The sequence below is a fragment of the Sulfurovum sp. MH2-6 genome (genome assembly GCF_058374785.1).
In genome coordinates this window covers 495,126-507,945 of record NZ_CM178170.1, presented here as the reverse complement: position 1 = coordinate 507,945, position 12,820 = coordinate 495,126, and the positions used below count along the sequence as shown (strand labels likewise).

At 45.4% G+C, this 12,820-nt stretch carries 8 protein-coding genes and 1 riboswitch; of the genes, 7 read left to right on the top strand and 1 reads right to left on the bottom strand.

Annotation, left to right across the window (positions count from 1 at the left end):
- Positions 1-4: 4 nt before the first annotated feature.
- On the bottom strand, positions 5-658 hold the full coding sequence (locus AC4JOV_RS02450; RefSeq protein WP_229936706.1) for an outer membrane protein assembly factor BamD: 654 nt from the start codon (positions 656-658) through the stop codon (positions 5-7).
- A 134-nt stretch (positions 659-792) separates the two neighbouring features.
- A riboswitch (cyclic di-GMP riboswitch) is annotated at positions 793-867 on the top strand.
- Between the two features lie 224 nt (positions 868-1,091).
- On the opposite strand from AC4JOV_RS02450, the gene AC4JOV_RS02445 reads away from it, so the two are divergent.
- From AC4JOV_RS02445 to hpf, 7 genes are all read left to right on the top strand, one after another.
- Positions 1,092-4,610, top strand: coding sequence for a DUF6701 domain-containing protein (locus AC4JOV_RS02445; RefSeq protein ID WP_229936707.1), 3,519 nt, complete (start codon positions 1,092-1,094; stop codon positions 4,608-4,610).
- Positions 4,610-5,350, top strand: a complete 741-nt coding sequence (locus AC4JOV_RS02440; RefSeq protein WP_229936708.1) for a type IV pilus modification PilV family protein — start codon at positions 4,610-4,612, stop codon at positions 5,348-5,350. Before AC4JOV_RS02445 ends, AC4JOV_RS02440 begins: the two co-directional genes overlap by 1 nt.
- Positions 5,347-6,318, top strand: a complete 972-nt coding sequence (locus AC4JOV_RS02435; protein ID WP_229936709.1) for a prepilin-type N-terminal cleavage/methylation domain-containing protein — start codon at positions 5,347-5,349, stop codon at positions 6,316-6,318. Before AC4JOV_RS02440 ends, AC4JOV_RS02435 begins: the two co-directional genes overlap by 4 nt.
- Complete coding sequence (locus tag AC4JOV_RS02430; protein WP_229936710.1) at positions 6,315-6,803, top strand: type II secretion system protein; 489 nt, start codon at positions 6,315-6,317, stop codon at positions 6,801-6,803. The genes AC4JOV_RS02435 and AC4JOV_RS02430 overlap by 4 nt, the downstream gene beginning before the upstream one ends.
- Positions 6,800-7,498, top strand: a complete 699-nt coding sequence (locus AC4JOV_RS02425; RefSeq protein WP_229936711.1) for a pilus assembly FimT family protein — start codon at positions 6,800-6,802, stop codon at positions 7,496-7,498. The genes AC4JOV_RS02430 and AC4JOV_RS02425 overlap by 4 nt, the downstream gene beginning before the upstream one ends.
- Positions 7,499-7,840: 342 nt before the next feature.
- On the top strand, positions 7,841-11,755 hold the full coding sequence (locus AC4JOV_RS02420; RefSeq protein ID WP_229936712.1) for a hypothetical protein: 3,915 nt from the start codon (positions 7,841-7,843) through the stop codon (positions 11,753-11,755).
- Between the two features lie 470 nt (positions 11,756-12,225).
- Positions 12,226-12,759, top strand: a complete 534-nt coding sequence (gene hpf / locus AC4JOV_RS02415) for a ribosome hibernation-promoting factor, HPF/YfiA family (RefSeq protein WP_229936713.1) — start codon at positions 12,226-12,228, stop codon at positions 12,757-12,759.
- The last annotated feature ends 61 nt before the right edge of the window (positions 12,760-12,820 follow it).

Here is a 12,820-nt window from a genome sequence, read left to right as displayed (position 1 = left end):
CACGTTAGTCAAAAACACGACCTACGATCCCCTGTTCAGGAGGGGTGATATCACTCTGCTGAATCACAGAATCTCTGTTTTTATCCCTGTATATCTTTGCCGCTTTCTCTTTGCCTGTACGTTCATAGAGTGCTGCAATATTTTCATTGAGAAGATACTGTGTCATATAGAGCCTGACGAGCATCGTCTCTATCAAAGGATGATAGTCCGACCCGGGATAACGGCTGAGAAAGATCTTTGCATTAAGGATGGTATCCTGTATCAACTTCTGATCCTTGTAAACATCCTTAATCCCCAAAAAAGAGGCCTTGATCTTCAAAAACTCGATATATTCACGATTGCTGCCTGCCCCGAAACGTTTGTTATACTCATCCAGATAGAAGTTGGCAAGCAGATACTCCTCCTGGCTCATATGCGCATGCGCAAGCATAATGATCGCAGACGGCATCATAGGGGAACGCATATGTTCACTTTTGAGCGAGACATAGTAAGCATCAGCTTTGTCCATATACCCGCCGGAGATACTCTTTGCTATCTTCTGATACCAGTAGAGCGCCGGCTTATTGAACTCTTCGACTGTACTCTCATCGCTTCCGCACCCTACAAGAAAAAAGGAGATAAATACTCCTATAAAAACTGTTTTCATCATCTGTAACATCTATCATCACTCCCTGTGAAGTTCTTTAACTCTCAATATCATAGCTCAAAATACGTAAAAAGCGTATTAGCTTCGAGAGATTCCAATCCATTATTTACATTAGAAAGAATTAAGTAACCTTATGCCATCATTAAACAATTGTAGGCCAAACCTATTGCGAGATAGGGACGGAAAGCCACGGGTCTCTTGTAGACAGCCGGGTTGCTTAATAGAAGTAAATTGGTTATTTATTTTACATTAATGTGTTTGGTCTCTTTTGTAGCTTTTTATTATATTTTTTAGTATAATAATAAGAAGCGGTTGGAAAGGAGGTTCCATGCAGTATCTGACCTATATCATTAAAAGATTTTTTTTGATTTTATTACCTTTTCGTAGAGTGAAAGGGAGTTTTATTTCTTTAGTCTCAGGCATCCTCATACTCTTTGGGGGTATCTTGTATGCAGAAACAGAACCGAACAATGGTTGTAGTGAAGCCGAACCGGTACTTGCATTCGGAATCTATACCGGATTAGTTCAAGGTTCCAGTAGTTCGGGAGATAGAGACTACTACTCGTTTGATGTTCCCGCCAATGGAACGCTAGAAGTCACCATCCATAACAATACAAATAAAATTTTAAATTACTCTGAGCTGAGAAACCCTTTCTGTCCTACGATTGCATCCGGGTCTATAGGGAATAATGCTTCAACACTCCTTACCATTCCCTCAACTTTGGCAGGGAAATATTTTATCTACCTGGAAGGGGACAGTGAGAATGTTGCGAATGCATATAATATTTCTGCTCGATTTACACCGAATGATCCGTCAGAGGGGAATGACCTGAAAGTAACAAAAATAGCAAATGTTGAAGAGGCTCTGATCTATGATCGTTTTTACTATACGGTGAGTGTAAGTAATATCGGAAATCAAAATGCCACAGATGTAAATCTCACCGATACACTGCCGGATGGTATGTCGGTTGATCTGGATATGACCAATGGCCTTACAAGCGAATGGGACTGTAGAGGTGAAAATAATCTTACTACGGGATTAGCTTACGGTATCGTAAAGTGTACACTGGATGGAGAACTTGATACAGGAGAGATTTCTATCTTCAGGCTGCATGTCCGTGCACCATCTGCGCAGCCTAACTCAGGAGTGGTGACAAATACCATAACAGTGGAGAGCGCACTGCCGGATGTGCATCCGAGTGACAATACCTTTACGGAGACGACTGGTATAACAAATGAAAAAGATACTGCCGAACATCTATGTTATACGGATATGACCCCATTACGTACAGTAGACTATAACAGCACCTGTGAAATGAAAGGTAACTTCTACTATGGAAGTGGATGTGAAGCGTATGTAGCGGTCAGAGAGTACAATGCAACGACTGTACTGAGTGATATAAAACTCTATAAGATGTATGCCCCGGAAACAAAAGCCGGTTCTTGTGACTATATCGGCTCCACATCAGGAGGGGCAGTGGGAGATGACTGTAACGATATCTCACATGCTACAGAGTATGGATCTTATACGCAAGGGTATGCCATTCATATCGATCACAACCTGGTAAACAATATAGAGGTACTCCTCCATGACAGCGGCACCTACAATACCCCTAGGATAGATGGTATTGCAATGTTCGGTGACTACTACACCGCACTGGGATTCCACCATAAAGGCCGTATCTATGAATGTAACGGGACCAGTGAGGGGGGTGTAACAGTCACATCGAGTGCAGACCTGATAGATACCCCTATCGATGGGAGCAATGCCTCCACCTATAATGCACATGCTGCAGATGTAGAGGGTTCGCTCAAATATATCCAGACGATGGTTGCCGGGATGCCAAGCAGAGAGGTCACCGGTGTACACCTCAATCTTGCGGGAGAAGCTGTCCCGTATGAAACACTTACAGGGATCCCCTACTCCATCGTACCCTATATGTCCGATGATACTTGTTCGTTGACAATAGACAATATCATCAACCCCAATACAGGGCAGCAGCTCGTCCTTGACATACTGCCCGATACTATCTCTGCACAGAATCCGATGATCGTACCGACCTCCGTCTCAAAAGCATCCAGAATGCGGTTGATCTTTGTCGATCCAAACTCTCTGAGTGTCGAAGGGCAGAACTGTCTGGCAAACAGTAGTACCACCGGTAACTTTGCCAGACTTGCGCAGTGTGTGAACTCCGAGGTTCAGTATAAAACTGCCTTTGGACAGGATGCCTGGGACCGATGCGGGATGGATGGGGGAAAACCATGTGATTCAGCCAATAACGGATTTGCTGATCCGAGTGATCCCACATATGACCCGGCAACAGACAGCATCTATGTGAATCAACTGGGATGTTATATGTGTACCTTCAACATCCAGCCTTCATGCACCACAGACAACTTTGCCATCCGTCCGGACCATATGGATACGGGGATGACCTCCCCTGATGCCCCGGACCTGCTGAGAGCAGGTAAGGAGTATCCCCTTTCACTCATAGCAAGATACCCTGATGACGGTATCCATACAAACGGGTCAGCGATCCCGACAGATGCTGTAGTCTCGGACTATACCGTGAATGATCACAACTACAACAGTGATCTTGAGTCCGTGGAGATCAGATATTTTAAAAATGGTCAACCCGATACGGAAGAGGTACTGGAAGGTAACGCTACGCTCAATACTACTCAGATAGGATTTATGGTGGGAGGACTTTCAAGTCAGAACCTCTCTGGACCATCCAGTGCGCCCAACCCGGATGAGACCGTAGCTGTATCCTATACGGATGTGGGGACCATCATGCTGAACATCTATGATAAGGAGTGGGCGGCAGTAGACAATGATGACACGCCTATGGATTGTAACACGAGCCGTGCGCATACCTATATCTGTACCTATGATATGGTTACCTTCATCCCACACCACTTCAGTGTGGACAATATCGTACTGAGAAACCACAACGACGGCAACTTCACCTATCTCTCCAACGACCTCAATATGTCTGCACATATGGATGTAACGATCAGTGCACTGAACGCCGAGGGGAATGTCACAAGAAACTTCAGAGAGGGAGAGCTTTTCTATGAAAACCCTGTCAGTGTTGACCTCAATGTCACAGAGTGGAACCCGTCACTCGCCAATAAACACCCGCTCAACAATGATACACTTATCCACGATATTCCGAATGAACTGCTGCTTGGATTTGGAGGTGAGGGTGAGGCAAACGGTACTCGTAACATCACATGGAACGACAGCAACCTGAGTCATAGATTGATGTTCAATTATCAGAGATACAACAACCAGCCTCTTAATCCATTCAGGGTTCCCGAGAGTGATGTAAATATCTCTGTAGCCTCTACCTATACCGCTTCCGGGAAAACGGCCGTTATCATTGGAACAGGCGTAGAGACGGATGAGAGAAATGCCACCTTCTACTTCGGGCGTGCCAAGGCTTCCAAAGACTTTTATGACGTAAAAGGGACAGAGGCAACGACACCGATCACTGCGCTTGTATACTGTGATATATTCCCTACTTGTACCTTCTTCCCTGACTCCATACAGCTTACAGGTCAAACCAATCTAAATAACTGGTGGCTCTCGCTTGATCACAATGAAAACACTGGAGACGGCAGTATCACACTTGAGAATCCTCCGACCCTTTCACTGGGTAACGGCAGTGCCACGGTAGATACAGATGTCAATATCATTGCAGATGCGCAAGACAGTAGTATCCAGGTAGAGAGAACCAGCGGGTCAACTACGGCGATATTTGATATATTCCTCAACACATCAACGCCTACCACTACGCATTCATGGATGATCTATAATGCAAACAGCCCGACTCTGCCTCCCGATCCATTCTACAAAGTACGCTTTACCGGTGACTCCGGATGGGCAGGTGTCGGGGAGACGGGTCATGTACTTGATGTCAATGCAAGTACTACCAAAACGAAAAGGTTGAACTGGTAATGAAAAGAAAAATGAGAAGAGCCGTTGCGATGATCGAGTTGATCTTTGCGATCGTTATCCTGGGTATCGTACTGATGTCAGCACCGATGCTGATCTCTACTGCAACACAAAGTAGTTATGTGGCACTACAGCAGGAAGCGATCGCCTCTGCCTCTGCGGAGATAGGAATGATATTGACACATCAATGGGATGAAGGCAACACGGACAGCACACGCACCGCCTCTATACTGGTTTCTGTGAACGGAAATGATGATCTGGACCAGCAGATGGTTGGAGCGATACCGACGGGGAGAAGAGCAGGTACACCCAGTTCCAGTAGCAGACGTTTTTTTGATTCACTGGGAGGAGAGATCAATGCCACAGCACCCATAAACTTAGGCTCGGATGCCGGAGATACGGATGATATTGATGACTTTATCACTAATGCCACCACCGCATTAATAGATGAAGACCCTACCTCGACCTTGATCGGTGATGTCGTCGACAAACAGATCACCGTTGCAGTTACCGTCAACTACCTGAATGATACGCCGGGGGGAAGCACCTATGCAGGTACAAGCGATACCCTCACCTACAACACCCCTTTCAATAACACTGTCGCAACCGACTCCAATATCAAACAGGTTCAAGTGAGGCTTCAAACCAATAGCCCGGAGGAGGAGTTGCAGAAAAATATCGTCCTCAATGCTTTTTCCTGCAATATCGGTACCTATAAACTCAATCAGGTGGTATTTCCATGATACATTCTATTCGACATAAAAAAGCCTTCTCTTTGATCGAGCTGGTATTTGTCATCGTCGTACTCGGGATCGTCGCATCGATCGGTTCGCAGATCATTGTTCAGGTCTATGAGAGTTATATCATGCAGAGAGCCGTACACAGAAGCAGTGTGAAAACCGAACTGGCGATCACGCAACTGGTCAACAGACTCGCCTACAGCATCCCTCGAACCGTGATAGCCAGACAAGACAATGCAAACTTTCTTCCTATAGAGAGTATCCCGGCAGGGGATACGACACATAATATTCTTGAGTGGATAGCCTATGATAATGATGGCTTCAGTGCCGTCGCCACATCCCCTACAACCGGAGAGAAAAGACGGCCTGCCTGGAGCGGCTATGCCGATGTGACAGCGAGCACAAAGGATGCCCTCTCCACACCTGGATCAAGATTGGGTGCTTTGGGAAGCATTATCAGTGAACTCTCTTCAGGTAATTCTGGGCTTGGTGACAGTGCGATCCTCTTCCCCGATACCTTTGATGCCGATACGGTAGGGTATGCCGGTGGCGTCAGTGCGGAAAACATACATCCGGTATCGGGACAAACTGGAGATACCGTTTTAAATCTTGAGAGTAGGCTTACCGGAGTCAGCAGAACCGTCAAAGAGCACTACAAGCTTGCCTGGACAGCCTATGCTGTCGTACCTGTGGAGCTCACTGCTGCAGAGTTGAAAGACCGCGGATTTGAAGATATCAATTTAGGTGAAGGCGACGAAGCGGGTCTATGGGATCTCAGACTCTACTATGACTATCAGCCATGGGAGGATGAAAATTATGACAATGGAAAAAGTCAGGTCCTGATCAGAAACGTCAGTGTCTTTAACTTTACCGGAAGCGGAAGCTCTATTCGTTTGAAAATTTGTCAACGAGAAAATATCGGGGGAGACCTTACGATCAACAGTTGTAAAGAGAAGGCGGTGATCCGATGATAAGAAACCACAGAGAAGCATTTTCCTTAATCACAGCGATTTTCCTGATAGTACTGATGTCCAGTATTGCCATCTATGTCATGAGCCTTTCGGGGAAGATCGTCAAAGAGACAACAACCCAGTACAACAAAGAGCAGGCGATCCTTTTGGCAAAAAGCTATACGGAACTTGCCATTATGACAGTGACTGCCAATGATAGGAACACAACAGGGCAATGCATTACCGATATCAATGCCACTGTCGGATCGAACGATCCGGGGAACACAGGTGAAGGCTACAAGGTAAGTACGCATATCGCCTATATCGGTGCCGATGGTGATATACAAGCCTGCAAAGATACAAGTGAACTGGACAATCCAAGTACCGGAAATAACGAACTGAACATTATTGTCGATGTCTATGTCGAGTACAAAGATATCATCCAAAGCAATATCGCCGGCTCGCCATGGATCACATACCATAGAAGGACTCTGCAAAAGATATGAAATACTTTAACCAAAAAACGCATACTGAAAAAAATGCTTTTACGATGATAGAGCTTGTGATCGTCATCGTTGTTCTGGGGATACTCGCAGCAATGGCAATGCCTAGAATGGACCGTGATATGAGACAGGAGGCAGCCGATCATATCCTCTCCCAGATCCGTTATACACAGCACCTGGCACTCAATGACTATAAACAGCGTTTTGACAACGAACTCTGGCAGCGCCGTTTCTGGCACATTACATTTGGCAGCTGCTCAGGGAATACGGTTAAGTTCTACATGATAGGAAGCGATAATGATATGACAGGCTCTACCAATGCCTCTTTTGCAAAAACGGAGGCAGCGATCGATCCGGTCACCGGCAAACCCATTTTCTGGCAAAATGGATCTATTTGCCCCGAAGGAGGAGACGGTACCGTCAGTGAAGATATCTTCCTGACCTATAAATTCGGTATCGATACGATAACGAACTCCTGTGACGATGATAACACTGATGATGCTGCCCATATCGCCTTTGACCACCTGGGAAGACCTTTTCATGGATCAAAGTTTACCAATGCCAATGCTGTCGACTATGAAGGGTATGCCGACCAGAGATGTACCTTTACCTTCACCCTTTCGGATGGGGACAGCTTTCAGATCAATATTGAACCTGAAACTGGATATGCCTATATCGTAGGACAGGAAGCTTCCTGATCTTGTTCTATTTACCCTTGATTAAGTTACAATTTAATATCATTATATAAGTATGGATCTGTCCATACTTTTTATCCCATCTATGAGGTGTGGATAAAAAAGAGTCTACCAAATAGAAAAATGGGAATATCTTTACTCTTTGAAATGATCAGGGAGAAGTGCATTTGAAGATGGGACAGAAGTTTCATCATTGACAGCAGGAGGAGGGGTATCGGCTAGCAGGTATGCTGATATAAAAAGTTGCTGTAAACCCCTCATTATACCAACACAATTTTATCAGCAGAGACTATCTTTCAAGTAACGTTTCTGCTATCTATATGAATATAAGAAAGAGAGGGAGAGATGAAAAGTTTGGGAGGATCGAAAAAGGGATTTTTTGCCATTATAGCAATGGCTTTAGTGGGTCTCTCTACCGGAGTTATGGCAGCCAAATCAATGCCCGTTGTGGACAATGCGGATGATCTCTGCTATGGAGAGATCATGGAGCAACCGCTCGATAATATCCCCTACTTTCATAAACGAACCGTTCCTATTATCAATCAGAGCGGCGAGGATCTATCAGAGGTAGGACTCATCTTTGCTACCAATGCCTTGTTGGACATTGTTCCCCTCGATCCGGAGTTTGATTGCGGTATCGATGATATCTCCCGAATTGCTTCGGGCGAGTGTGTTTACGAAGATACCGAATCGCTGGGAAAACTGGGCTTGGAGTTGGACTGGTTGATCGATACAACGATCTTGCATGATGCCCTGCGCTATGAGATGCCCGATTATGTCCCCTATGAATCTCACTCGATCTACCATAAACACGGCGATCTCGTCGATTTAAGCGGTGTACAGATCTATGCCACCTATATCAAGGACAACGTGCTTCACCGCGGCCGTCTCGAAAGCTGTAATCCCTCTTCCAACCTGCCCTTCCAAAATGAGTATACCTGTGGTACTTTCCCGAGTGTACTGACCTCCTATGAACATATGTCCCTGATGAAAAATACCGTTTTCAACAGCTGTACCATCTCCTATCCGGAAAACGAGTTTACACAGGGACACAACATCGCACCTACCTGTTACACTGACCTGACAAGCGCCCAGCTCTGTCAGGATGTAGATGAGATCGAGGCAAACGGAAACTGTAACTTCGTACCGCCTCCGACCAACCGCTATGATCACGACTTTCTTGAAACAACGGATAGCAGTACTCTGGCCGCAATGCAAAACACAGAACTGACTAAACTGGAGTACGGCAACTATATCTTTACCGGAAACAAACAGGAGATTCATTTCAACCCCACCCGGACCTACAGCAACAGCGACAAAAAAGTGATGCTTCTGGGGGATGTCACCCTCTCGGGGAATAGCCAGGTACTGATCTTTGAGGAGGGCGACTACTACTTCAGGTCTCTGGATATCCAGATGAACAGTTTCCAGATAGAACCGCGGGGCAATGTCCGTATCTTCATCAAAAACGATCTCAATTACGCAAAAAACAGCGCCGCATGGGCCGATCCTTCCGCATCGCTCTTTTTCTATGTGGGCGGGGATCTGACCCTTTCAAGCGAAGGTGGCGGTGACGGTTATATCTCTGCCTTCTTCTATGTAAAGGGAGATGTACTGATCCAGGGAAATTCACACTCTGAGATCTACGGGGGTATCACAGCCGAAGGGCGTATCGATGTGACAGGAAATAATTTCGAGTTCAAGTACAATGCAGACGGCGCCAACCAGTTCGGACTGGGAGAGTGTGCCCTCTGTTACGATCCGCCGAGAGGACCGAACGGCCTGAACTTTTACCATCTCCTGAGTCTCTGTTCACCTTTGACCCCATGCGACATATATGTACCGGTCAAAAACATCTCTCCGATACCATTGGATGATGTGCAGGTATTCGAAGCAAAAAAATCACTACTAGGAATTGGCCTGGGAAGTAACCATGAAGTACTGGACAAAGAGGGCAACGAGGTAACCGGCAGCAGTACCTACAAAAGCCGTGCCCTTTATGCAGATCTTCCTTTGGGTCTGGATATAGGGTTGCTGAACGGATATGTCAACTACAATATCGGGGATGGATACCCTACCTATGCGCCTGATGAGATCTACTATGAACTGCATAAAAAATCATTTATCTCAGGTGAAATCCTTGACTTCAGTCAGCTGATCTACTTCGGGCAATATACGGATGATATCGACCGTCACTACAATATACGGCTTGACCCCTGTAAAATCACCGAGAGACCACCCTCTTATCAGACAGGTCCATTTGATGCCTGGGATATCTTCCGTGGAGATACCGATCACGATGGGAAGTTTGACGATAAAAACATCTCAACCAAAATTGCCGGCAAGACATTCTCTCTTACGATTGCCAATCTTGATGCCGAACTGACCAGTCTCGAAGCAAAATCGATCTCGAGCACCGTAACTTATGGGCTCTATAACGGGGATACCCCGATCGATGGAACACTCGATACCTTCGATATCAAAACCACTCTGGATATCAATAAAACCTATACCAATGTTATGACAGCATCAAGAAATGTACATGTAGGGTTTGTCTTCTGTTCCGAATTTGACGGGACAACCTATACACTTCTTGAAAGCACCGAATGCAGCGGCGGTATCGTTAACTGTAAAGATACTGACAGCAATCCGAAATGGCGAAGATGTTTCAGCTCAGACGAGTTTGCGATCAGACCCAAGTCGTTTCTCCTCACACCGCCGGACGGAGAGGATATCGAACTGCTTGCCTCAGGTGCTACCCACCGTTTTACCATCATTGCAAATAATGAAGCCGATGCACAGACAAACGGCTATGACCAGGTATATGTCTCTGCAGATGACCAACAGGAAGAGAACCTCACACTTATGCAACGCCTCCTCTTCAAAGATGGGAGCGTAGATACCAACAACACCTTGCATGGGACATTAGGATTCAATGACAACAACTTTGAGTTTGTCAATGGTATCAGTACCTCCAGGACCAATCCTGCAGAGACTCAAAGTGTTGGGATCTCATTCAGTGATGTGGGACGGGTACAGATCTTGCTGCAGGATACTCAGTGGGCGAATCTCGACAGCGATGACACACCGCAAAGTTGTAACGGCGGTGCCCTTACCAATGAGAAAGGCACCCTTCTGGATATCCCGGACGGTGCCTATATCTGTGGAGACCAGAATGCCACCTTCATCCCCGCTTACTTTGATGTGACCGGTATCACACTGAGAGACCATAATAACGAAGGAAACTTCACCTACCTCTCCAATGACCTCAATATGTCTGCACAGGTCGGTGCTACGATTGTGGCACGCAACACTCAAGGGGCTATCACAGAAAATTTCCGTGAGGGAGCAGGCTTCTATGAGAATCCTGTGAGCGTAACGCTGGGTATCACCGACTGGAATGCTTCTTCCCAAAACAGGCATCCCTTAAATAATGATGTGAATAGCAGAGCTATACCGAATGAAGTACTGCTTGGTTTTGGAGGTGCGGATGAAGCCAACGGGACACATACCATCAGCGATGCCGGTAAGAGCCTTATCTTCAACTACCAAAGAAACAATAACCAACCCGTCAATCCATTCCGGGTACCGGGGAGTGATATCAATATCTCTGTATCCTCAACCTATACCAGCAGCACAAAGAATCAGTCGGTTGTCACAGGCAACGGTGTAGGAGGTGAGGATAGCAGTGCAACCTTCCACTTTGGACGTGCCAAAGCCTCCAAAGAGTTCTATGATCTCAAAGGAACTACAGCCAACACCCCAGTAGCTGTCTATGTCTATTGTAATACTGCAGAGAAGAGCTATACCTGGTGTGATGATCATCATATTGATGTACTGTTCGGGACAACAGACCTCAATAACTGGTGGCTCTCACGTGATCACAATGAAGCCTTGGGAGATGGGAATATTATGCTTCAAGGTTCACCGGAGGTTGCACTGGGAAGCGGTAGCGCTACGGTAAGCTCCAATCTCACTCTTGTTAACGGACAGGATACAACAGTAACAGTACAACACAATAGCGGATCTCTTCCCGTCACCTATAATATACAGTTGGAGACAGGCAACACTGCCGCAACGCCATCTGCACCGGTGACAGATAGTTGGCTCGTCTACAATCCAGACAGTCTTTTACTTGATCCGGACCCATTCTATAAAGTACGTTTTACAGGTGACTCCGGATGGGCAGGTGTCGGCGACACAGGACATGTACTTGATTTCAATGCGAGTACGATAGATGCTAAAAGGTTAAATTGGTAATAGAAAAGAGTTAGAGCCGTTACCAGCATCGAGTTGATCTTTATGGTCATTCACCCGGTATCTGACTGATGTCCGCATAGATGCCGATCGCGCTAGAAGCAGTGGTGATCGGCATGACCTTCCCCTCTCCAAAGGATAAATTCAGGCTGTTTATCTTACCTCTTAAAAAATCTTCTATAGATCAGTATCCAGTGATAGAGATACTGTTGACTACGAATGAAGAGAGAGTGTTTTCAAATCAACCTTGAACCTGAAAGAGGTTATCCCTATCTTGTAAAACAAGAATCTTCTTAATTTACTTCTATTTACCCTTTATTAAGATACTTAAGTTACAATTAAGTATGGATATAGCGATATAGCCATACTTGTTGATCCTCCTGGTGTGCACACGACAGTGAAAACTCCAGTAAGATAGTTTGTCAATAAATGATTGACAAGTTAGACAAGTCATCTTAATAAAAGGATTTACTATGAATACAAGTATTACGGGAAGACATTTTGAACTTACAGATGCGATCAAAGCCTATGCTGAAGCTGCAGTTGAAGGACTAAACAAATATCATCTTGACATTATCTCGGCAAGTACCGTCATCTCTGCCAATGAGAAAAATGGTAAAAAAGGTTTCAGTACAGAGTTCATCATCAACCTTAAAGATAAAAATACACTTGTAATCACACAAAATGACAAAGATGTATATGCGGCTATTGATCTTGCGATCGAGAGAATGAAAAAATCACTCAGAAGACATGCTGAAAAGATCAAAGACCATAAAATCATGAGCTTTAAAGATCTTGGAGAAGAGGCTGAAGCCGTAGCTGAGATGTCAGCTGAAGAGATTGAAATCGTACCAATGGACCTTGAGCTTCATAAACCGCTTGACTTTGATGAAGCGATCGATGCACTCAAAGCAGAGAAAAAACGACAATTCATCGTTTTTAACGATAATGACGGTAATATGAGAGTCATGTACAAAAGAGCGGACGGCAGATTCGGTCTATACTAAAAACATCATAAGAGCAAAGAACGCTTTGCTCTTATCTCCATTTCCCTCCACAAATTTTTCT

What these genes read in the sequence shown, in the direction of transcription:
- AC4JOV_RS02450 (WP_229936706.1), bottom strand. Translation starts at nt 658, where the DNA reads ATGTTACAGATGATGAAAACAGTTTTTATAGGAGTATTTATCTCCTTT.
- AC4JOV_RS02440 (WP_229936708.1), top strand. Translation starts at nt 4,610, where the DNA reads ATGAAAAGAAAAATGAGAAGAGCCGTTGCGATGATCGAGTTGATCTTT.
- AC4JOV_RS02435 (WP_229936709.1), top strand. Translation starts at nt 5,347, where the DNA reads ATGATACATTCTATTCGACATAAAAAAGCCTTCTCTTTGATCGAGCTG.
- AC4JOV_RS02430 (WP_229936710.1), top strand. Translation starts at nt 6,315, where the DNA reads ATGATAAGAAACCACAGAGAAGCATTTTCCTTAATCACAGCGATTTTC.
- AC4JOV_RS02425 (WP_229936711.1), top strand. Translation starts at nt 6,800, where the DNA reads ATGAAATACTTTAACCAAAAAACGCATACTGAAAAAAATGCTTTTACG.
- AC4JOV_RS02420 (WP_229936712.1), top strand. Translation starts at nt 7,841, where the DNA reads ATGAAAAGTTTGGGAGGATCGAAAAAGGGATTTTTTGCCATTATAGCA.
- hpf (WP_229936713.1), top strand. Translation starts at nt 12,226, where the DNA reads ATGAATACAAGTATTACGGGAAGACATTTTGAACTTACAGATGCGATC.